Raw genomic sequence first — 23,280 nt, 5'->3', positions numbered from 1 at the left:
CTCGCCGAGGCCGCCGTGTTTGCCTTTCATAATTCTTGGCGCGCGCCTACCTATTAAGGATCAAAACGAACTCATAAATGGTATCATTGAAGCTCGTGAAAGTGGCGTTGCAATCAACGCGCTCGCTTGCATGCTGGGACTGCAAATAAATACGAATAATTCATTGAATTACCCCGTCAAAACTCATGCCGCCAACGAAAATCAACAAACATCGACCCTGCCCCCCTTCAAAATCCCCCGTTTGCCCCTGAAAAAAATCCATGCGTTCGAATAACCCCCTCCCTATCTGTTTTTTCTTTCTTTTGTTACCAATGATCTTGGCTGGCTGTGGAACTGTCGGCCAAACCAAACAAAAGCAGAATGCCGATCGGAAACAGGCTGTGGACGTGGATCCAAATAATATAAAAACAAAAGTCGGGCGCATTCATTCGATGCCCGGCGATCTTGCGGGAAAAACTTTCGTCATTGTGTCCGTCGAGAATCAGGAGGGTGCAGGCCAAACCTCATTCATAAAACAGGCGAAACTCATTACGCAAAAGCTCAATGCGCTTGGGCTTTTGTATCATGATGCGTCAGGGGCGTCGGCCCCCGATTATTATGTAATCCTCAGGCATGGTGTGAGACGCGTGCTCTATAAGGATTATGAAAATGCATGGGTGTATGCACGTTTCAAAATGGAGGGCAGCATCGGATTTTCAAATCTTGGTTCAAACAGTTATTTCAGGTCTTACGATGTGGAGGAGGTTCCTCGGCTTGAAATGCGTCCGGAGCGTTATGTTTATATGATTATTAGTGACGGCAAAAAACTCGTTGAGGCCGGCCATGATATTTCGATTCTCACCTCCTTGAATCCCGCGACAGCCCAATCGATTGAAGGAATTATATACAACGGTTCCGCAACGACAGCAAACATGCAGGCCGATGAGAATGCCGTCACTCAGGCCCTGGCAGGCGCCATGTTCATCAGCTTTCCCGGGGAAAGTGGAATCATGGAATCGTATAATGCCCGTTTGGGCTCGGACTGATTGCGACGGCTGATGAAAACTGAGAGTGGGAATTTTGAAGGGGTTCTCTGTTATTCCGGGAAACAGCGAATTTTCCATGCGTCATGGTTTTGCGCTTGAAAACCACCATGCGCAAAAAAACGGCGTCCGTTTTTGCGGACGCCGTTGAAAGTGCGGAAGGGTTTTGCTTGTTGCGCGGTTGTTCCTCTTAGAGCAACTCGGCGACCATCGCCTTCTCTTCCTTGAGCTCGTTCTCGGTGGCGGTCATTTTCTCGCGCGAGAACTCGTTGATTTCCACGCCTTGCACAATCTTCCAGTTCTTGCCGTCGCTGACGATCGGGAACGAGTAGATGAGGCCCTTCTCGATGCCGTAGCTGCCGTCGGAGCAGACGCCCACGCTGAAGCAGGTGCCGGCGGGCGTCGGGTTGACGAGGTTGCGCACGGTGTCCACGACCGCGTTGGCGGCCGAGGCGGCGGAGCTGAGGCCGCGGGCCTTGATGATGGCGGCGCCGCGTTGCTGCACGGTCGGGATGAAGGTGTCCTTGAACCAAATCTCGTGCTTGATGACCTCGGTGGCGGGTTTGCCGCCGATCTTGGCGTTAAAGTAGTCGGGATACATCGTCGAGCTGTGGTTGCCCCAGATGGCGAGGTTCTTGACCTCGGTCGTGTCGACGCCGGCCTTCATCGCGAGCTGCGTGACGGCGCGGTTTTGGTCGAGCATGGTCATCGCGAACCAGCGGTCGGAGGGGATCGACTTCGCGTTGTTCATGGCGATGAGGCAGTTTGTGTTGCAGGGGTTGCCGACGACGAAGATGCGCACGTCCTTGGCGGCGTTGGCGGCGATCGCCTTGCCCTGGCCGGTGAAAATCTTGCCGTTGATGCTGAGCAGGTCCTTGCGCTCCATGCCTTGCTTGCGGGGAACGGAGCCGACGAGCAGCGCCCAGTTGACGTCCTTGAAGCCGGCGTTGAGGTCGGCGGTTGCGACGATGCCCTTGAGGAGAGGGAACGCGCAGTCTTGCAGTTCCATCACCACGCCGTTGAGCGCGGGAAGCGCGGGCTCGATCTCAATGAGATGGAGGATGACGGGTTGCTCCGGGCCGAACATCGCGCCAGAGGCGATGCGGAAGAGGAGCGAATAACCGATTTGTCCGGCAGCGCCGGTAACAGCGACACGAATGGGTGTTTTCATAATTGGAACCTGTCAGGTTGCGGGATTTGGCGCGCGAGTCCACGAGTTTTTTAAAAAATAACACCGGCAAATCACAAAAATCACGCCGCGCATTCGCATTTTCTGCGCATTGCGTTTTTTTATTCGCGAAGGCGCGGGTCGCGTGCATTTTTATGCGCGGATGAACAAAGCAAGAGCAGGCATTGCCGGGTTGGGCGTGGCAATTGGCCGGTCAAAATCCTTCAGCCTCCGGGCGCATCGTGGAACGACTCTGTAAATTCCAAGTCCTGAGAGTTCAAATGAGCAAATTTCCAAAAATTAAAAAGCGCGGCGCGGTGCGCGGTTTCCTTGGGGTTTGGATTTTGAAATTGGGAGTCTTTCCGGGACTGGTAATTTCAAGCGCCGCCGATTCCGGGCAATTTCCCCGCCCGCCCGCCGACATCCTTGAGGCGCAAGTCGCGCTCGCGCGCCGCAACATTTCCAGCGGGCCCATCGATGGCAAGTTTGGCGCGCAAACCCGCGCCGCGTTGATCGCGTTTCAGGAGGAGCAATCACTCGACGCCACGGGCAGGCTCAACGGGGAAACCCGCGCCGCGCTCGCGCTCGCCGCGCCTCCGATCACCACTCGCATTGTCACCGCCGCCGACCTCGCCTCGCTCCATCCCGTGCCGCCAACCTGGCTCGGCAAATCGCAACAGCCCTCGCTCGCCTACGCCACCGCGCTCGAAATGGCGGCCGAGCAATCCCGCGCGCATCCCGCGCTTCTCCGCCAGCTCAATCCCGGCATGATTTGGGAAAAAATCGAGCCCGGCACGATCATCGCCATTCCCGACGCCGGCCCAGAGACGCGCGCCGCCACGATTCGCGCCGGTGAAAAGGCGGCGCGCATCATTATCAGCCTTGGCGAGCACACACTTCAGGCGCGCGCTGACGACGGGCGGCTCCTTGCGCATTTCCCCGTGAGCATCGCGCGCAAAATCGAAAAGCGCCCCGTCGGCACGCTGCGTGTCAAAACCATCGCGCCCAACCCCAACTACACATTCGATCCCGAGATTTTCACCGAATCCGAGGAGGCTCGCGAGCTCGGGCGCAAACTCATCATCCCTCCCGGCCCGAACAATCCAGTAGGCCTCGTCTGGATCGGCCTCGACAAATCCGGCTACGGCATCCACGGCACGCCGGAACCGGAAAAAGTGGGGCGCACGGAATCGCACGGTTGTTTTCGCCTCGCAAACTGGGATGCGCTCGCACTCGTTGAACTCGTCGAAATCGACACCGAGGTGATCGTGCTGCCATGACGGGAGAACGGTTTTCCGTGACGCGAAGGGGAAAACAAATGCGTGTGAAATGGCGCGTTTTCCACCAACGGGCATTGTTTCGATTGGACAATCCCGGGGCGGTGCGGCATCTCGTCCGCGCACACTTTTTTTAATCATGACCAAACCCGACGCCTGTCCCGCCTGCACACTTGAAGACATTCTCGAGCATCCCGCCCACTGGGAATGCTCCACTTGCGGACACGAATGGCCCAAGGAGGCCGCCGCCGAGGAGAGTGGCGCGCGTGTTGTGAGGGATGCCAACGGCAACGTGCTCGCGGACGGCGACACGGTTGTGCTCATCAAGGATTTGAAATTGCGCGGCTCGTCGGGAGTTTTGAAACAGGGCGCGAAGGCGAAAGGCATCCGCCTGGTTGATGGCGACCACGAGATTGATTGCCGCATCGACGGCGTTGCGATGGCGCTGAAAGCGTGTTTCGTGAAGAAGGCATAGGCGGGGTTTTCGAAACACGGAGCCATCGCGGGGCCGGTGTTCGCGCGATGTTTGAGGTTGAAAAATCACGGGGCGCGGTTTGACTGGAGTCGAACTCCACGCCAACCCCAACCCCGCGTCCCCATGTGTTTGCGTTCGCCCTGCTCCCCACGAAAGTTAAGACAAATTGTGTGTGCCTGCGTCATCGCGTGGTGTTGTCCGGACGGGCTTCGTGCGCAAATGGAGACGACGGCGGCGCTCGGCGGCACGGTTTTTGGCGGTGTTTTGAAAACGCCGGTTGGCGGCGCGCGCGTGGTGTTGCGCCATGGGGCGACGGGGGATGTTTTTGAGACGCGCACCAATCACGCCGGCCGGTATTTGTTCACCGGATTGCGCCCGGGCGAACGCCTTTCGCTGCGGGTGGGCGCGTCTGGACATGAGGTCGCGGATATCCCGGAGATCGTGCTTTCGCTGGGGGAGGACCGTCAGCTTGACGTGGCGCTTTCCGCTTCGGCGGATGAGATTGTGCACCTTGAAAAGTTTGTCGTCGAGGCGCGCCGCGAGCATCCGCAACCCGGCACATCGACCGCGCTTACGCAACGCGATATCGAGGAGCGCCCGTCGATCGACCAAACCGTCAACGACTACGCGACCGCTGATCCGCGCGTCACGATGCTTGACGAGGAGAACAGTGTCATCGCGGCGGCGGGGCAGCATCATCTTTTTAACTCGCTTCAAATCGACGGCATTCGTCTCGACGACGGTTTCGGTCTGAGCGACAACGGCCTGCCCGCGCTCGGGAATCCGTTTTCGATGGAAACCATCCAGGCCGTTTCGGTCGATCTTGCGCCGTATGACGTGCGGCGCAGCGGATTTACCGGCGCGTCGATAAACGCCGTGACGAGGAGTGGTGAGAACGCCTTTTCCGGTTCCGCTTACTACAAATACGCCAACGAAAAATTTCGAGCAAAGGATCCCGCCACCGGCCAGCGCACGCGTTTTACGGACGAGACGTATGGTTTCACACTTGCCGGCCCGATTATAAGAAACCGGCTGTTTTTTTTCGTGAACTGGCAGCGCAAGGAACGCACTGATCCGTCGCGCGAGGCCAGTTTCATCCCCGCTCCCGGGGCGCTTGAGAGGATTGTCAACATCGCGAGGGAGAAATACGGCATCGAGCCCGGCGTGCTTTTTGACCCGGGCGAGCGAAGTCAGAAAAGCGATTCCCACATGGCAAAGCTCGACTGGCGCATCAACGCGAGGCATCGCTTGTCCGCGCGTTACTCATCGTCGTATGGCGACAATCCCGTTTATCAGAATTATGCCAGCACGGCGTCCACGTCCCTGAGCAGCCATTGGTATGTCAACTCGCGCGACTTGAAAGCGTGGAGCGCGCAAATGACCTCGCAATGGCATCCGAATTTTCAGACCGAGATCAGTTTTGCGAACCAGCGATACTCCTCGGACCGTCAGCCAAACTCCCGCCTGCCGCAAATCAGGGTGAACAGTGTTGACGCCGCCGACGGCAGCGGCGCCGAGACGCTGTGGTTGGGCGCATACAGCACGAGCCACTTGAACTTTCTGACGACAAAAAAGCAGCAGGCCAAAATCTCGGCAACGTGGCTGCTTGGAAGGCACACGCTTCAGTTTGGAGCCGAGCGCGTCCGCAATGATTTCGACAACAAATACCTCGATTACGCCTGGGGGCACTACGCCTTTGCGTCCATCAACGATTTTGAAAGCGGAAAGATCAGCTCCTACATTTACCAATACACAGCCGATGGCGGCGCGCCGGGTTTTGCCTGGGGCTACGCGATCAACACCGCGTTTTTGCAGGTCAACTGGCGCTTCTTCCGCTCGCTCACCATCACCACCGGACTGCGTTTCGATTATCCCGAGATGAACGAAGCCCCGCGTGAAAACAAACAGGTCGAGCAGACCTTTGGCGTGCGCAATAACTCGACGATTGACGGCGTTTACACCTTTAGCCCGCGCGTCAGTTTCACATGGTCGCCGCGCAAACTGCGCAAGGCGCAAGTGCGCGGCGGCGTCGGCATTTTTCAAGGGCAGATACCCGGCGTCTGGATGGGCAACTCCTACATCAACGATGGCATGACGGCGTTTCGCACCACGCAAAAACCCGGCAGCGTGATTGTTGATGTCGATGCCCAGCCCGAAGGCGAGCCGGGCTCGAAACGCATGCGCGTGGATATGATGGACAAGGACCTGCGAATGCCCAGCCTGCTGCGCGGAAACATCGCCGTGGATTTTCAACTGCCCTGGCAGCGCATGAGCGCCTCGATCGAATGGCTCTTTTCGCGCGCGGAAAAAAGCCTCGTCTATCGCAATCTCAATTTGAAGGAACCCGTTGCCGGCCCCGACGGGCGCCCGCTCTACGGCGAATGGGAAATCAAGACCGACAAGGATGGAAACGTCACCGGCATTCCGCACATCACCGACAGCCAGCTCAACCACGGGGCGTTTGATGATGTGTATTGGCTCACCAATGCCGACAAAGACAAGGATTCCTCCCGCAGCTCGCATCTCACATTCAGCCTCAGCCGCCCGATGCGCAACCATTGGAGCGCGAGGCTCGCCTACACACGCGGGCACGCAACCGAGGTCAGTCCCTTCACAAACAGCAGCGCCTCGGCCAACTTTACCCGCCGCATCGGCATCAACCCCAACAGCGATGAATCGGGCGCGTCGGCCACGGAAATACGGGACCGCGTCATCGCAAGCGTGACGACCAAGTTCGCCCTTGTTCGCGGCTTCGATACCGTCATGACACTCACTTACGACGGCCACAGCGGCCGCCCCTACAGCTTCACCTTTCGCAACGACGCCAACGGCGACGGACAGTCCGGAAACGATCTTTTCTACGTTCCCGCCGGGCGCAATGATCCGAAACTCTACTGGGCGAGCAAACCCGACGAGGACGCATTTTTCGCCTATCTCGCCACCAATGACGCCCTCCGCCGCTACGCCGGGAAAATTGTTTCCCGCAACAGCGAGCGCAGCAAATTCCAGCACCGCCTCAACCTGAGTGTTACGCAACAAATCCCCTTTTGGCGCACTTTGCGCGCGGAGGTGTATTGCACCATCACCAACCTTGCCAACCTGCTGAACGAAAAATGGGGCCGCGTTTACCAATACAATTCCCCCTACAATCTCGGCATCGCCTACGGCTACTACGATCCCGAGGCGGAAGTGTATCGTTATTCCATGACGGATTCATCCGGCAACTTGGTCCATCCCCGCGCGCAACCTCTTCAGGGGAGCAACAGCCGCTGGCGCATCCAAACCGGTGTGAGGGTGCGGTTTTGAACAGCCGGGTTTGGGGATGTCGCCTAGTTTTGCTTAAACCGTGCCGCGGGTTCGGAAAAGTAAATCGCTCCGAATCGTGCAACGGAGACGCCTCACTCGGTTGCGATCCAGGCATTGCGCAGTTCGATTGGCGCGCCGCGGGTTTCGATTTTCAGCGGCGCGGGGCTTGCGACGTCCGCGACCTTCACGTTGTCGTGGATTTTCACGCCGTTTAAAAAAATGGTCGCGCGGCCGTCGCGCCTTTCGATGTCGAGCGCCTGCCATTCGAGAATGGCGCGCTCGGCGCGTATTGTTGGCGGCGTGTCGCCGAGCGCTCCGCATGTCGGCGCCGCGCCAGCGCGCCCGTAGCTGGCCGAAAGCGCAATCCACCTGTCCTTCCAAAGCGTGACGGCGGCCGCGCTTTGGGCGCTGAGCAGACGGAACTCAATGTGCGCGCGGACGTTTTTCCCGTCGATTGTTTCGCTTGCGAGGATTGCGGAATCAAGTGTCCTCACGCCGTCGCGCATGCGATTGGTGAACACCATGCGCGCGTTTGCGCCTTTCGGCGGCTTCACTTGCAACCGCGGATTCGGGCGCATGTATTGGGCGAGGCGTGTTTTTTGCCCCGTCTTGGAATTGACGATTTCCATTTGCGGACTGCCGCAGCAATCGGGGCGAAGCGCGCCCGTCCAATCTCCACCATTTAGGGAAACCGGCGACTTTTCGTCGGGGCGCGTGCCGTGCAAAACAGCGACCGGTTCCGCGCTGCTTTCGTCGTCAAACGCGAGAAGGATGTTTGCCTGATATGCGTTGTCGCCCGTTGCGAAGACTTGGGCGACATAATCCCCCGGATTCTTCGGCAGCCAGTCGCCGACAAAGGAATCGTGTTTCGTCGGGACAAATTTTTCGGGCGCGGCGATGCCAATCGACAAAAGGCAGCACGACAAAACGATGAGCGGAAGAAAACGCATGAGATTCACTTGAATTGCCGCAAACAGGCGCAAAAGGCGCAAGCGTGATTCTGGAATAACGACGCCCCGTCCGGACTGTATAAATCGCAAATCCAAAAAAGCCCGGAGTGAATCCGGGCTTCGTTAATCAAATGTTTGTCCTTGCCGGTTCTCAGCGGACGACGCGCGCGCCGCCGCCGGCGATTTGCTTTTCGACTTCCTTGCGTGTGGCCATCGAGGTGTCGCCGGGCGTGGTCGAGGCGAGCGCGCCGTGGGCCGCGCCGTATTCGACCGCCTTTTGCGGGTCGTTGTGCTCGAGGAACCCGAACGAGAGGCCGCTCGCAAAACCGTCGCCGCCGCCGACGCGGTCGAGGATTTCAAGGTCGTTGTATTTGCGGCTTTCGTAGAACTTGCCGTCGTGCCAGCAGATCGCGCTCCAGTCGTTGACGGTGGCGGTCTTCACGACGCGGAGCGTGGTGCCGGCGGCCTTGAAGTTCGGGAATTCCTTCACGGCGGTTTCGATCATCGCCTTGAACGCGTCGACTTCGATCTTGCTGATGTTGTGGTCAACGCCCTTGACCTCGAAGCCGAGCGAGGCGGTGAAATCCTCCTCGTTGCCGATCATCACGTCGATGTATTTGGCGATCTCGCGGTTGACCTCCTGCGCCTTCTTGAGGCCGCCGATGGTCTTCCAGAGCGAGGGGCGGTAGTTGAGGTCGTAGGAAACGATGGTGCCGTGTTTGGCGGCGGCCTTCACGGCCTCGATCGTGAGCGCGGCGGTGGATTCGGAGAGCGCCGCGAAAATGCCGCCGGTGTGGAACCAGCGCACGCCGAGCTTGCCGAAAATGTGGTCCCAGTCGAAGTCGCCCGGCTTGAGCTTGGAGGCGGCGGTGTTGCCGCGGTCGGGAACGCCGACGGCGCCGCGAATGCCGAAGCCGCGCTCGGTGAAATTGAGGCCGTTGCGAACGGTGCGGCCGATGCCGTCGTCCTCGCTCCACTTGATGAAGTCGGTGCAAACGCCGCCCTGCATGACGAAGTCCTCGAGCAGGTGGCCGACCTCGTTGTCAACGAACGCGGTGGCGACTGCGGTGCGCAGGCCGAAGCATTTGCGCAAGCCGCGCGAGGTGTTGTATTCGCCGCCGCCCTCCCAGACTTTGAAGGAGCGCGTGGTGCGGATGCGGCCCTCGCCGGGATCGAGGCGGAGCATGATCTCGCCGAGCGAGATTTGGTCGAAGGCGCATTCCTTGGCTGATTTGATTTTGAGGCTCATGGTGTTTGTTTTTTTGGAAGTTTGAGGAAAATAGTCTGCCCATTAGGAAGCAGGCGGTCGAGGCGTGTCCAATCAAAAGTCGCACGCGTGTCCGAAAGTCTTTCGGGGAGCGTAAGACTGGCCGGTTCGCCCGCCAAAAAGCCCCGGCATTTTTGGCGCCGGGGCTTCATGGTTATGGCTAGGACATTTCTGTGCCTGTGTTGTCAGACGACGCCCTGTTCGATCATCGAGTCGGCGACCTTGCGGAAGCCGGCGATGTTCGCGCCGAGCACGAGGTTGTGCGGCTCGCCGAATTCCTTGGCGGTTTCGGCGGCGGTTTTGTAGATGCCGCGCATGATGCCCTGGAGCTTGAGGTCGACTTCCTCGAAACGCCACTGCTGCATCGAGGCGTTTTGCGCCATTTCGAGCTGGCTCGTGGACACGCCGCCGGCGTTGGCCGCCTTGCCGGGGCCGTAGCCGATTTTCGCGGCGAGGAATTTTTCGACCGCCTCGGGCGTCGAGGGCATGTTCGCGCCCTCGGAGACGCAGACGCAGCCGTTTTTGAGGAGCGCGTCGGCGTCCTTGCCGTTGAGCTCGTTTTGCGTGGCGCTCGGGAAGGCGCAATCGCAGGGAACGGTCCACACGGCGTTGTGGCCCTCGGGATATTTTTCGACGGGTGTGTAAACGGCGCTTTTGCGCTCCTTGGCGTATTCGGTGAGGCGTTCGCGGCGCACTTCCTTCACGTTTTTGAGGAGTTCGAGGTCGATGCCCTCCTTGTCGTAGATCATGCCCTTCGAGTCGGAGCAGGTCACGGGTTTTGCGCCGAGCTGCTGGAGTTTTTCGATGGTGTAGATGGCGACGTTGCCGGAGCCGGAAACGGTGCAGACCTTGCCCTCGAGCCCGCTGTGGGCGGCCTTCATCATGTGCTCGGCGAAATAAACGGAGCCGTAGCCGGTGGCCTCGGTGCGCACGAGCGAGCCGCCCCAGTTGAGGCGCTTGCCGGTGAGCACGCCCTCGTAGTGGCGGGTGAGTTTTTTATACTGGCCGTAAAGGTAGCCGATTTCGCGGCCGCCCACGCCGATGTCGCCGGCGGGCACGTCGATCGTCGCGCCGATGTGGCGGTAGAGCTCGTTCATGAACGACTGGCAGAAGCGCATGACCTCGTTGTCGGACTTGCCCTTCGGGTCGAAGTCGGAGCCGCCCTTCGCGCCGCCGATGGCGAGGCCTGAGAGCGAGTTTTTGAAAATTTGCTCGAAGCCGAGAAACTTGATGATGCCCGCGCGCACGCTTGGATGGAAGCGGCAGCCGCCCTTGTAGGGGCCGACGGCGGAGTTGAACTGGATGCGGTAGCCCTTGTTGACCTGCACGTCGCCCTTGTCGTCAACCCAGCACACGCGGAAGAAAATCTGGCGCTCGGGTTCGACGATGCGTTCGATGATGTTGTGCTTCAGGTATTTTTTCTCGCGCTCAAAAAGCGGACGCAAGGAGTGCAAAACTTCCTCGGCGGCTTGGTAGAACTCGGCTTGCGCCGGGCTGCTGAACTTGAGGGCCTCGATGGTTTTTTGGACGTATGGCATGGCTGAAAATGTGTGATGTGGAGAGAATCAACGCTTTGCGCGAGGGGCAGACCTTGAGTCGCCATGCTCCGCTGCACAAATCGGAAATTAGCAGGATGGCTAACAATAAAAATAACTAATAGTAGTTGTTCGCTGATGAAAAAAATCTTTCACCAAATGAGGAACAGTGAACACTGTTTAAAATAATTTTTGAGAATAAATTACATAAATCGAGGGCAGTTGTTTTATCCTCTTTGCGCACTGTTGAACCAAAAACGTCATGCAAAAAAGAAAAATGGTCAGTTTAACCAATTCTAATAATCTTCGCGGCATCTTCGGTTGCGCAAGGCTGGCGGGCTGGCCGGAGTTTCATGTCATCCGCTGACACATTTGATCCATCTCGCGCTTGCCTCTTGTGATAATCTTGAGACCTGCGAAATTATTGGAAACAAAACCCAAAAAACAGAATCTCTTTCAGCGTAATGACCACACAACTCTTTGCCTTCGCATTTCTTTCGCCGCCGATTGTCCTGGGGCTGCTGCTATTCTCGATCATTTTCGCGGGTTATGCGCAGTATCGTGTGTCGAGCGCCTATGGCAAAAACGTCCGCATCCCATCGCGCGGACGCATCACGGGGCGCGAGGCTGCCGAGGCGGTGATGGCGCGCGCCGGCATCCGCGACGTTGAAATCGTCCAGACGCCCGGGCACCTCACCGATCATTACGACCCGACGCACAAACGCCTCGTTCTCTCGACGGAAAACTACCAGGGCACCAGCCTCGCCGCGCTCGGAGTCGCGGCGCACGAGGCGGGCCACGCCATCCAGCACAAGGTCGGTTATTCGATGCTCCAGACACGCATGGCGCTCGTGCCCATCACGCAAATCACATCGCGCATTTTGCCCTTTGTGATTGTCGGCGCGTTTTTCTTTCGCGGCTTTGGCGGCATCATGCTGGACATCGGCATTGTTTGCTACGCCGTGCTGACGCTTTTTCACCTTGTCACGCTTCCCGTTGAGTTCGACGCCAGCCGCCGCGCCAAGGCCGAGCTCGCGGGGCTCGGCATCATCGCGCCCGAGGAAAAAAAAGGCGTGAGTGAAACCCTCAACGCCGCCGCGCTCACCTATGTCGCGGCTTTCCTCAGCTCGTTGATAAACCTCCTCTGGCTCGTCTCCGCCAGGCGGAATTGACGCGCAAGCCGGCGGGTGCGCGGGCAATGTGAACAATTTCCCGCGTGTGTGTGAATTTTCCGTTTGCCGAGCAAGAAAGCGTCCGCTCCATTAGCGGGCTTCATTTTCATGTATCTCAAGGCACTCAAACTGCACGGCTTTAAATCTTTTGCTGATCCATCCACACTCGACTTCGAACGCGGCGTGACCGCTGTCGTCGGCCCCAACGGCTGTGGCAAGTCCAACATCGCCGACGCCATCCGCTGGGTTCTCGGCGAGCAAAGCGCAAAGGCTCTCCGCGGCGGCAAAATGCAGGACGTCATTTTCGAGGGCGCCGACACCCGCAAACCTTCGCAAATGTGCGAAGTCTCGCTGCTTCTCACCGACTGCGAAAAACAACTCGGCAGCCAGTTCCACGAAATCGAAATCATGCGTCGCGTCCATCGCGACGGCGGCAGCGAATACTTCTTCAACAACACCCCCTGCCGGCTCAAGGACATCCACAAGCTTTTCATGGACACCGGCATCGGCCGCACGTCCTACTCGATCATGGCGCAGGGCCAGATCGACCAGATCCTCTCCTCCAAACCCGAGGAGCGCCGCGCCGTGTTTGAGGAAGCCGCCGGCATCACCAAATACAAAAGCCAGCGCCGCGAAGCCCTCCAAAAACTCGCCCTCACCGACACCAACCTCGCCCGCGTCTCCGACGTCATCACCGAGGTCGGACGCCAGATCGGCTCCCTGCGCCGCCAGGCCTCGAAGGCCCTTCGCTACAAGCGAGTCTCGCACCGCCTCCGCCACCTCGCCCTCGCGCACAGCGGCCACCAGCACGGCAAAATCACCGCCACGCTTGCCGAGCTCGACGAGCAAGTCGTCAAACTCCGCGCCGCCTCCGAAACCCGCCGCGTCCACTACTCGCAACAACAGCAGGACCTCGAGGAGAAAAAAGCCCACCGCTCGCGCCTCAACCAGCGCGTGCAGGAAGCCCAGCAAGCCGTCTTCGACCTGCGCACCGAACGCGAACAAATCCTCAACGCCGCCAACCTCGCGCAAATCAAGCGCACCGGCCTCATCGAGCGCCTCGACGCCACCCGCGCCACCCTCGGCGAACTCGAAATGCAGCTCCGCGACATCGCCACCCAGGTCGACACAGGCGCGCAGGACAAACAACTCCAGCTCTCCCTCCTCGGCACCTCCGAGGCGCAGCTCCAGGAAATCATCCAGCAAGTCACCGTCGCCGACGCCTCCCTCGCCAACACCGAGCAGGAACTCACGCAATCCAAGTTTCAAATCCTCCAAGTCGAAAGCACGCTCGCGCGCCTCCGCACCGATTGCTCCAGCTACGAGGTTGACCAAAAAACCTCCGTCCACCGCCACGAAGCCCTCCTCGCCGAAATCGAAGGCGTCCGCCAGCAGCAAAGCGCCGCCGCGCAAATCGCCACCGAGTTCGAGCAGCGCGTCGAGGAAGCCCACGTTGCCAAGGCCCGAGCCCAGCAGGACGCCCGCGACGCGCAGCAAGCCATCGCCGACCGCACCCGCGAATTTCGCGACGCCCAGCGCCGCCTCACCGAAATCGACCGCCAGCTCACCACCCGCTCCGGACGCCTCCAAGTCCTCCAGCGCCTCCACGAATCCTTCGAGGGTTTCGGCGAAGGCGCGAAAGCCGTTCTCCAAGGCCAGCTCGACAACATCCTCGACGGCGCGCCCCGTCCCGTCGCGATTATGGACGGCCTCAGTTTCGCCCCCGAATACACCAGGGCCATCGAAGTCCTCCTCGGCGCCGCCGCCGAGGCCGTGACCGTCGCCGACCTCGCCACCGCGCAAAAAATCCTCACCCACCTCGAGACCTCCCAAACCGGCTCGATCTGCCTCCGCGTCGGCGAACTCACAGAAAAGCAGAGGCCGGAAGACCAGAGGCCAGAAAGCCAGAAGACAGAAAATCAGAATCCGGAATCTTCCGGCCCTCTGGCCTCTGGCTCTCTGGCTTCTGGGCTGACGCCAGTCAGCGCAATCCTCAACACCGCCGCCGAGCAGCACCCCGCCGCCGGCCTCCTCTCCGCCTGCTACATCGCCGACGACCTCGCCGCCTTCCTCGACTACTGGAAACAAAACCCCGCCTTCCCCTTCCTCGCCGTCGCCACGCGCAAAGGCGAATACGTTGACCGCCGCGGCCTCGTCTCCGGCGGCAGCAACAAGAAAAACCCCCGCAGCATCGTCCAGCGCGAAAACGAAATGCGCGAAACCGCCAACGCCCTGGCCGACGACCAAAAGGCGCACGACGAGCAAAAAACCATCTGCGACGCCATCAACGCCCGCATCGCCGAGGCCGAAACCGCCCTCGCCGAAAAACGCGAGGAGGAACTCGCCATCTCGCAACAAGTCGCCGCCATCCAGGCCGAGCAACGCAACGCGCAAAAAACCCTCGAGGACATTTCCAACAAACTCCGCCGCATGGAAGCCGAGACCGCCTCGGTCGAAGCCGCGCGCAACGAGGCCCACGCCCGCTGGGAAAAAGCGCAAACCCAGCTCACCGAGGCCGAAACCCTTCACACGCAAGGCAAGGAGCGCATCGCGCAAATGGAGACGCGCCTCGCCGAACTCCGCGTCGAGCGTGACACCAAGCGCGAAAGCCTCAACTCCGCCCGCCTCGCCGCCTCCGAGCAACGCAGCAAAGTCGATTACCTCGACCGCGGCATCGCCGACATGGAACGCCGTCGCGCCGAGCTCGGCACCCTCCTCATCCAGCGCCAGCAGGAAATCGAACTCTGGACGCAGCAAATCCAGGACCTCGAAGGCGAGACGGCCGCCAAGCGCGCCCGCGCCGAAACACTCGACGAAACCATCACCGTCGCGCAGCAGCAAGTGGAGCAAATCCGCGTGCAACTCGTCGAAGTCGAGCAACAAATCACCGGCGTCGAAGGCACGCAGGACGGCCTTCGCGTCGAGGCGGAAAAAGCGCACGACGAATTCAGCAAGTGCGAGGTGAAACTCGCCGAAAGCCGCGCCCGGGCCGATTTTCTCAAGGAGGAAGTCGAGCGCGAATTCCAAACCGACATCACCACGCTCGACTGGAAAAACCTCCTCTGGCACGCCGACGACGAACCCGAGGGCATCGAAAATCTCGACCTCGACGAAGACGAAGAGGAAGGCCAGAAGCCAGAGGCCGGAGCGCCAGAGAGCCAGAAGCCGGAGGATCAGCAACCCGCATCCGATCAGTCCACTCCGCCCGATCAGTCCGATCAGCCCGCATCCGAGTCTGCCGACGTAGGGGCGTCGCTTGCGACGCCCTCCGAACAACCCGAAGCCGCCGCCGCCGCACCCGCCGAGCCCGCCAAACGCAGCCGTCGCCGCAAACAAAAACAAAAAGGCGATCCCACCGAGGAAGACCTCGCCGCGCTCGACGACACCAACTGGGACCAAGTCCGCTCCGACGTTGCCAGCCTGCGCCAGCGCATCAACAGCATGGGCGACGTGAACCTCGTCGCCATCGAGGAATACCGCTCGCTCAAGCAACGCTACGACTTCCTCAAGACGCAAAACGACGACCTCGTGAACGCGAAAACCGAACTCCTGAAAACCATCGACGAAATCAACAACACCTCGATGCAGCAGTTCCAGATCACCTTCGAGCAAATCAAAAAGAACTTCGACTACACCTTCACGAAACTCTTCGGCGGCGGCAAAGCCGCGCTCGACCTCGTGCAAGCCGACGACCCGCTCGAAAGCGGCATCGAAATCACCGCGCAGCCCCCCGGCACGAAACTCAAGGGCATCTCGCTCCTCTCCGGCGGGCAAAAAACGCTCACCGCGGTCGCGCTCCTCTTCGCGCTCTACATGGTGAAGCCCTCGCCCTTCTGTTTGCTGGACGAACTCGACGCGCCGCTCGACGAATCCAACATCGGACGCTTCACGGACCTGCTCTCGCACTTCACGAACGAAAGCCAGTTCATCATCATCACGCACAACAAGCGCACGGTGGCCGCCGCCGACGCGATTTACGGCGTGACGATGGAGGAGCGCGGCGTTTCGAAGACCGTCTCGATGCGCTTCAACAAGGAACTCGGCGACGCCGAAGTCCAGCGAGGCAGCGACGACACCATCGCCGAGGCCGTCCGCGGCACACAGCAAAAATCCAACGGCGCGTAATCGCCGCATTCGTTTCCCGCGCATCTCTCGCCAATCCTCGGCGCGCTCGGCGCGCTCGCCCTGCCGCTCAAACCCAACACCGCATGGCGTCCGCCAAAAAAACAACCAAAACAAGAAAGTGGATTAAGCGCATGTTGATCATCGGACTCAGCCTGATCGGCGCGATGGCGCTGTTGGTGTTTGCATACATGCAGCATCCGAAATTTGGACGCCTTCCCAGTGGTGCGCGCCTTGAACGAATTCAAAAGTCGCCGCACTTCAAGAACGGCAAATTTCGCAATGTGGAGCCCAAGCCCCGAACTCCGGAAAACGTGAGCACGATCGAGGCGCTCGGGAAATTCTTCTTTGGCGACAAAAGCAAGCGCACGCCGTCCGCCCCTGTTCCGTCCGTGAAGCGCGACTTGCATAATCTCGACGCCGGACGCGATGTTCTCGTCTGGTTCGGGCATTCCTCATATTTTATGCAAGCGGGAGGGAAACGCATCTTGGTCGATCCGGTTTTCAGCGGCGCGGCCTCGCCGGTTTCCTTTACCACAAAGGCGTTTACGGGCTCCGATGCCTACACGGTCGGCGACCTGCCCGGCATCGACTACCTTTTCATCACGCACGATCACTGGGACCATCTCGACTACGAGACCATTTTGAAACTCAAGCCCAAGGTCGGGAAAGTTGTCTGCGCGCTCGGCGTCGGCGAGCACCTCGAATACTGGGGCTTCAAGCCGGAGCAGATCATTGAAATGCACTGGGGCGACGAAACCTCGCCGGAGGCGGGTGTGAAAGTGCACTGCCTGACCACCCACCATTTTTCCGGACGCGGTCTTTCGCATGAACGCTCGATGTGGGCCGCGTTTTTTGTGGAGACTCCCGCGCTCCGTTTCTACATCGGGGGCGACAGCGGCTACGGCGCGCATTACGCCGAGGCGGGCGAACGCTTCGGCCCCATGGATCTCGCGATTCTCGAAAACGGACAATACGACCCAAACTGGGCCAGCATCCACATGATGCCGGAGGAAACACTGCAAGCCGCGGCCGATTTAAAAACCAGGCGGCTGCTGCCCGTGCACAACTCGAAGTTCAGCATTTCAAACCACGACTGGGACGATCCCCACCGGCGAGTCACACAGGGCGGGCGAGCCCCAAACCTTCGACTGCTCACGCCGGTCATCGGCGAAATTGTTGACCTTCGCGACGACGCCCAAACTTTCGCGCACTGGTGGGAAAGCGTTGGCAAACAAACGTCCGCAAACTAATCCGCGCCAGCGCGGATTTTGGCGGTTTTTGTTGTCTCGTCCGTTCGCGAAGGCAGGCTTGCGCGCATTAACGCTTCGACTTTCTTGCCAACCATGAAAACCGTTTTTCGCCACGCAATCCTGCTCGTTTGCATTGCGGGGTTCGCCGCCGCCGCAGGTCACGCCCGCGCGGGCGAGTTCGCCAATCCGCTGATGCGCGGCGCCGATCCCCACGCGGTGGTCGCCGGCAAAACCGTCTGGCTGTATCCCACCATATCGAGAGATCGCTTTTACGCGTTTTCATCGGACGATTTAAAAACGTGGAAGCGCCACGGCCCCGTGCTGGATTTCAAGAACGTGCCGTGGGTGGGGGAGGATGGACGCGAGCATCACGGCGCGTGGGCGCCCGGCGTCATCGAGCGCGACGGCACGTGGTATTTTTATTATTCCGTCGGCCCAAAGCGCTCGCGCATCGGTGTCGCCACCGCGGCGAGTCCCGCCGGGCCGTTTGTTGACAGCGGCCGCCCGCTCCTTGACGACGAGGGCAAAAGAGGCTTCGAGGCAATTGACCCGATGGTCTTTGCCGACCCGAAGTCGGGGAAATATTATTTTTACGCCGGTGGAAGCGCCGGCTCGAAGCTGCGCGTGTTCGAGTTGAACAAAGACATGGTCAGCTTCGCCGCCGAAGTGCCCGTGGAGACGCCCGCGCATTTTACGGAAGGCGCGTTCATGCATTTTCGCGACGGCGTGTATTATTTGTCCTACAGCCACGGAAGCTACAAGAGGGCTTCCTATTCCGTGCACTACGCGACGTCAAAATCCCCCGTTGGCCCGTGGAAATATCGCGGCGCAATTTTGAAAAGCGACGCATCGCACAAGGGACCCGGGCATCATTCCTTTTTCAAAAATCCCGCCGACGGTTCCGACCTTATTGTTTATCACCGCTATGACGGCCAGACCGGGGATGGCCCGTATAGCACGCGCCGGCAAATTGCGATTGAGCGCGTGCGTTACGACAAGAAAGGCCTGATCCTCCCGATCATAATGACCGACGGACGCGATTAGGTTTTATGCCATTTGCGATGGCCGGGGTTGGCCTTTAACGGCGCGAATACAGTTCAATTAAACAGCCCTATTTTTTCGCGGGGGCTGTTTTGAAAAGGAAAAGGGTGTCGTCGCGGAGGTGCCTGGCGGCGATGGCGTTGATTTCGTCGCGTGTTATCGAGGAGACGTCGGCAAGGCGTGTCAGCGCCTGGGTGAGGCGTTCGGGGCGGTTTTGAATGTCGCGCAGGACGGTGTAGCCCCAGTAGGCATTGGTGCGGGATTGCTGGTCGTAGTGTTCGACGAAGGGTCTTTTGGCGCGCAGGAATTCGTCGTCACTGAAACCATTGGCGGCGATTCGGGCGATTGTTTTGCGCACGGCGTTGATGGCTTTGTCGAGCGAGCCGCGGTCAACCTCGGCGCCGACGAAGAGGTAGTTGAAATTGTCGAAACCGTCGTGCGTGGCATAGGCGGCGGACGAGACGTAGGCGGCGCCGAGTTGTTCGCGGATGCAAAGGCGGACGGCATTGTCGAGCGCGTCGGCAAGAAGCACACGGGCCCGGTCTTGGTGCGTGTCGCCGGCGTCGGGCACGGGCCAGACGAGGAGGAACGCGCCTTGTTTGAGCGCGGGGTTCACATTGATGACAATGGGCGCGGAGGGCGCGGGGGCGAAGGCGACGCCGGTGTTGGGTTTTGGCGGGAGGCGCTTGGCGCGAACGGGAAGGGCGCCAAGCGTCCCGGCGGCGGCATCGAGGGCGGCTTGCAAATCGACATCGCCGACGATGCTCAGCTCAATGTCGTCGTAGGTGAAAAGGGGGACGAGCCATTCGCGAAGCTCGTTGACGGTGCGGGAGGCGGGCTCGTCGTAATTGGGCCAGCCGAAGCGCGTGTCGCGCGTGAGCGCGCGTTCGCAAATCGCGTTCAGGTTTGCGGAGGGCGACGAAAGGGTGTGCTGGAACAGTGTTGTGAGATCGGGCCGGGCGAGAACGAACGACTCGGGCCGATAGGCGGCGTCGGTGATGAAGGCGGTCATCATTTGAAGCGCGTAGGGGAGCGACCGCACCGGGCATTGGGCGTAAAAGTGCGCGGCGTCGTCGGCGATTGTAAAATTGATGTCGAGCAGATGCCGCGCGTTGAGATGGGTGATCTCGGCTGCGGTGTGACGGCCCAGTCCGCCGAAAAGAAAGGCTTTTGATGCGAGGAGTCCGATGCCGGGAACGTTTTTGGGTTCCTCGCGTTTTCCGTGCCCGATGCGGAGGTTTATGAGGACGTAGTCTTTTTCGTATTCGGTGTGCTTGAAGTTGAGAAGAATGTTGTTCTCGAAGCGGACAAGGTGCGCGTCGATTTCGGGGAGCGTTTTGGTTTCCGCAATGCGTCCGGGCTTGCCGAAATCGGTGTAGGCAAAATCGAGCGCCTTGATTCCGGCGGGCGGCTTGACGGGGATTGCGCGGCTGGCCGCGAGTTTTTTCTCAAAGGCGGCGGGCTTGGAGGGCAGGAGGCGGATGTTGCCGTTGATAAATGTGCGCACGGGGGCGCGGCTCCAGAGCTTGGCAAAGGCGGCGTTGCATTCGGCGAGTGTGGCGTCGGCGATGGGTTTTTCGACTTCGCGCCAAGTTGTTTCGGGCGTGCAGAATCCCTCGCCATTGAGCAAAAAATAGGCGAGTTGCGAGGCGAGCATCGCCGATTTTCGGGAAGGGGCGTAAAGGGCGCCCTGGCGGTAGCGGTTGACGAGGTCGGCCTTTGCCTCGTCGAGCTCGCCTTGGGTGAAACCGTGCTCGATCGCGGCGCGGAGGGATTGCTCGGCGGCGGCGATGACGATGTCAGTTTTATTGAGGTCGCCGGGAACGGCAAACTGGACCATGCGCAGGCCGGGGAAAAGTTGCGTGTATTCGACATTTGGGGCGCCGAACGGCGCGCCGGGCTGGCGGGCGCGGAGCGTCAGGCGGCGGGTGAACATGGACAGGGCGAGGTTGCGGCGCGTGTGCTCGGCGAGTTTCTCGCGCGTGAAGGGCGCGGGCGGCTCGGCCCACGCGCAGGTTTGCATGACACCCATGCCGGTGAGTTCGTTGTGGGTGAAGACGCCGACAGCCGGCAGTTTCCTGGAGGCGGGGCGCGGGGATGGCGGCGGCGGTTCCGGGCGCGCGGGGGCGCGCGCGGCAAGCGGGGAAAACTCATCCGCGATCATCGCGCGCAGGGCATCGGGGTCGATCTGCCCCACGGCGATGAGCGCCATGCGCTCGGGGCGATACCACGCGTCATAAAATGCGCGGAATTGTTTTTGGGTGAAGCGGCGGATTTGTTTTTCGACACCGATGGGGGAGCGGCTGTTTTCGCGCGCGGAGGGCCAGATGAACGCGCTGTAACGCTGGCCGGCGCGCGCCATGCCGGTGTCGCGCGTGGCCATTTCGCTGAGAATCACGCCGCGTTCGAGCTCTATGTCGCCGGGCGCGAATTCGATGCCGGATGCGTATTCGCGGAAGACTCGCAAGCCCTCGCGCAGGGTGGACTTGGAAACGTCGGGCAGCTCGAGGTGGTAGATGGTGTTGTTGAATGAGGTGAAGGCGGTGTGATCGGGGCCGAAGCTGACGCCCATGCGTTCCAGCTCGGCAATGAGCCCGCCTCCGGGCTTGTTGCGCGTGCCGCGAAACGCCATGTGCTCGATGAAGTGGGCGATGCCGCGCTCGTTGTCGTTTTCGTGTATTGATCCAACGGATACAAGCAGCCGGAGCGAGACGCGGTTCGCGGGCTCGGCGTTTGGCAGAAGCGCGTAGCGAAAACCGTTGGGCAGTTCGCCGAGGACGAGCGCGGGATCCTGGGGCAAGTCGGTCTCGAGATTGGCCCAGGGCGCGGCTTTTGCCAAATGGGCGGGCAGCGCGATCGCGATCAATGCGGCGAGCAGCGTGAAAACCCGGGGAAGGGGATGGCGGCGGGGAGGCATCTTGGCGGCAAGGGTGCGGGCGGCGAAAATTGTTCGCAAGCCAAGAGAAACACATTCACCGCGAGCTCCGCGCTTGCGACGGCGCGGCTGATGGTATTGGGTGCGCGACAAACTGTTTCCATGGCTCATCGTATCTTTCAACGAATCTTTTGCGCGGCGGCGGCCCTCGGCGTTTTTGCGCTGGGCTCCTGTTTTCAGCGCGAGCGCGCCATCGACAGTGGAAATCGCGAGCAGGTTTTGCATCGAGGCGCGGGACCGGAGATCGCGACACTCGATCCGCACCTGGCGACGGGGACTTCGGAGTATAATATTTTGTCGGCGCTGCTCGAGGGGCTTGTGACGGAGAATCCGGTTGACCTGTCCCCGGAGCCGGGCGTCGCGGAGAGCTGGAATGTCTCGCGGGACGGGTTGGCCTACACGTTTTTGCTGCGCGACAACGCGCGCTGGAGCAACGGCGACCCGGTGACGGCGGGTGATTTTGTGGCGTCGTTCAAGCGCATGCTTTCGCCGTCGCTCGCCGCGGATTACGCGCACTTTTTATACATCATCCAAAACGCGGAGGCGTATCACAAGGGGCACCTGGAGGATTTTGCGCAAGTGGGCGCGGTGGCGGTTAACGAGCGCACGCTGAAGATCACGCTGGAGCATCCGTGCGCGAATTTTTTGTCGATGCTCAATCACACCGCATTTTTCCCGGTGCACGCGCGCTCGATCGAGGCGCACGGCGCGCTTGCGGATCGCAAAACCGACTGGGCGAGACCGGGACGCTTTGTTGGGAACGGCGCGTTCGTCCTCAAGGAATGGCGGCACGGTCAGCGGATATCGGTCGAAAAATCGCCGACCTATTGGGATGCCGAAAATGTGCGGCTGAACGGGGTCGTGTTTTATTCGTTCGAGAGTCGCGATGCCGAGGAGCGCGCGTTTCGCGCGGGGCAGCTTCACCTGACCGAGGCGCTTTCCCCCTCGAAGATCGACGCGTATCGCCGCAATTCACCGGGGCTGTTGCGCGTCGATCCGTATTTGGGAACCGAGTTTTACCGAATCAACACGGAGCGTCCGTTCTTGAATGATGCGCGTGTGCGGCGCGCACTTTCGCTGGCGGTTGACCGCAAGCTCATCGCGGCGCAAATCCTCCGCGGCGTGCAATCGCCCGCATACGAATTCGTGCCGCCGGACGCCCTTGCGCGCGCGGACGGAAAACCGGCCCCCGGCGCGTTGCGGCACGACGCAAACGCGGCGCGCGCCCTGCTCGCCGAGGCGGGTTATCCGGAGGGGAAGGGCGCTCCGCCGGTCGAGCTCCTTTTCAACACATCGGAGAGCCATCGCGCCGTGGCCGAGGCGGTGCAGGAAATGTGGCGGCGAGAGCTGGGGCTGAGCGTGACGCTCGTCAATCAGGAGAACAAGACCGTGCTCGGCGCGCGCCGGGCGCGCGATTACCAGGTGCTGCGCTCGGCGTGGATGGCCGACTATGCCGACGCGCTTTCGTTTCTCGAAGTGTGGGAATCGTCGAGCGGAAACAACCACACGGGCTGGAGCGACGCGGCTTTCGACCAGCTGCTTTACCAGGCGGCGCGCACCGCGGACAAGCAGGCGCGCGCGGTGTTGCTGCAAAAGGCGGAGGCGATTTTGCTGGGGCAGTCGCCGATGATTCCGCTCTATCATTATTCGCACGTTTTTTTGATCCGGCCTTCGGTCAGGAACTGGCATCCGACCCTGCTCGACCACCACCCTTACAAGGCGGTTTGGCTGGAGGCGGATTGATTTGCCCGGAAACT

At 60.3% G+C, this 23,280-nt stretch carries 14 protein-coding genes; 9 read left to right on the top strand and 5 right to left on the bottom strand.

Translation table 11 applies throughout. The features are described 5' to 3' along the window. Nucleotides 1-260: 260 nt before the first annotated feature. Complete coding sequence (locus M2447_RS04265) at nt 261-1,025, top strand: hypothetical protein (protein WP_277557528.1); 765 nt, start codon at nt 261-263, stop codon at nt 1,023-1,025. A gap of 187 nt (nt 1,026-1,212) precedes the next feature. On the opposite strand, the gene M2447_RS04260 is transcribed toward M2447_RS04265, so the two are convergent. After that, complete coding sequence (locus M2447_RS04260) at nt 1,213-2,193, bottom strand: malate dehydrogenase (RefSeq protein WP_108824007.1); 981 nt, start codon at nt 2,191-2,193, stop codon at nt 1,213-1,215. Between the two features lie 347 nt (nt 2,194-2,540). On the opposite strand from M2447_RS04260, the gene M2447_RS04255 reads away from it, so the two are divergent. The 3 genes from M2447_RS04255 to M2447_RS04245 all read left to right on the top strand — a co-directional run bounded on the left by M2447_RS04255 (nt 2,541) and on the right by M2447_RS04245 (nt 7,248). Further along, nucleotides 2,541-3,470 (top strand): L,D-transpeptidase, encoded by a 930-nt coding sequence (locus M2447_RS04255; protein WP_277557527.1) that lies wholly within the window; start codon nt 2,541-2,543, stop codon nt 3,468-3,470. Between the two features lie 136 nt (nt 3,471-3,606). Continuing rightward, nucleotides 3,607-3,942 (top strand): zinc ribbon domain-containing protein YjdM, encoded by a 336-nt coding sequence (locus M2447_RS04250; RefSeq protein WP_277507963.1) that lies wholly within the window; start codon nt 3,607-3,609, stop codon nt 3,940-3,942. Nucleotides 3,943-4,161: 219 nt separating this feature from the next. Beyond that, entirely contained in the window at nt 4,162-7,248 is a 3,087-nt protein-coding gene (locus M2447_RS04245; protein WP_277557526.1) for a TonB-dependent receptor, read from the top strand. A 92-nt stretch (nt 7,249-7,340) separates the two neighbouring features. Here M2447_RS04245 and M2447_RS04240 read toward each other — a convergent pair whose 3' ends face one another. The 3 genes from M2447_RS04240 to gdhA form a co-directional block, all read right to left on the bottom strand. Next, on the bottom strand, nt 7,341-8,198 hold the full coding sequence (locus M2447_RS04240; RefSeq protein ID WP_277557525.1) for a family 16 glycoside hydrolase: 858 nt from the start codon (nt 8,196-8,198) through the stop codon (nt 7,341-7,343). Nucleotides 8,199-8,349: 151 nt separating this feature from the next. After that, nucleotides 8,350-9,447: a sugar kinase gene (locus M2447_RS04235; protein ID WP_277557524.1), complete on the bottom strand. Its 1,098-nt coding sequence runs from the start codon at nt 9,445-9,447 to the stop codon at nt 8,350-8,352. A gap of 203 nt (nt 9,448-9,650) precedes the next feature. Further along, nucleotides 9,651-11,003 carry an NADP-specific glutamate dehydrogenase gene (gdhA, locus tag M2447_RS04230; RefSeq protein ID WP_277507958.1) on the bottom strand — a complete coding sequence of 451 codons (1,353 nt, stop codon included), beginning with the start codon at nt 11,001-11,003 and terminating at the stop codon, nt 9,651-9,653. A gap of 461 nt (nt 11,004-11,464) precedes the next feature. On the opposite strand from gdhA, the gene M2447_RS04225 reads away from it, so the two are divergent. From M2447_RS04225 to M2447_RS04210, 4 genes are all read left to right on the top strand, one after another. After that, a complete protein-coding gene (locus M2447_RS04225) occupies nt 11,465-12,172 on the top strand; it encodes a zinc metallopeptidase (RefSeq protein ID WP_277557523.1) in 708 nt (235 codons plus the stop codon). 108 nt (nt 12,173-12,280) lie between these two features. Beyond that, the gene (gene smc, locus M2447_RS04220; RefSeq protein ID WP_277557522.1) at nt 12,281-16,297 is read left to right on the top strand and encodes a chromosome segregation protein SMC; all 4,017 of its coding nucleotides are present in this window, start codon (nt 12,281-12,283) and stop codon (nt 16,295-16,297) included. 83 nt (nt 16,298-16,380) lie between these two features. Then, nucleotides 16,381-17,547 carry an MBL fold metallo-hydrolase gene (locus tag M2447_RS04215; RefSeq protein ID WP_277557521.1) on the top strand — a complete coding sequence of 389 codons (1,167 nt, stop codon included), beginning with the start codon at nt 16,381-16,383 and terminating at the stop codon, nt 17,545-17,547. A gap of 93 nt (nt 17,548-17,640) precedes the next feature. Beyond that, entirely contained in the window at nt 17,641-18,591 is a 951-nt protein-coding gene (locus M2447_RS04210) for a family 43 glycosylhydrolase (protein WP_277557520.1), read from the top strand. 67 nt (nt 18,592-18,658) lie between these two features. Here M2447_RS04210 and M2447_RS04205 read toward each other — a convergent pair whose 3' ends face one another. Continuing rightward, nucleotides 18,659-21,544, bottom strand: coding sequence for an insulinase family protein (locus M2447_RS04205; protein ID WP_277557519.1), 2,886 nt, complete (start codon nt 21,542-21,544; stop codon nt 18,659-18,661). 81 nt (nt 21,545-21,625) lie between these two features. Here M2447_RS04205 and M2447_RS04200 point away from each other — a divergent pair, with 81 nt between their 5' ends. Further along, nucleotides 21,626-23,266, top strand: coding sequence for a peptide ABC transporter substrate-binding protein (locus tag M2447_RS04200; RefSeq protein WP_277557518.1), 1,641 nt, complete (start codon nt 21,626-21,628; stop codon nt 23,264-23,266). Nucleotides 23,267-23,280 lie beyond the last annotated feature (14 nt).

This window comes from Ereboglobus sp. PH5-10, from assembly GCF_029504735.1.
In the GTDB taxonomy this organism is placed as follows: Bacteria; Verrucomicrobiota; Verrucomicrobiia; order Opitutales; family Opitutaceae; genus Ereboglobus.
Note: the sequence above shows the minus strand (reverse complement) of the source record. Positions and strands in the feature narration are given on the sequence as shown.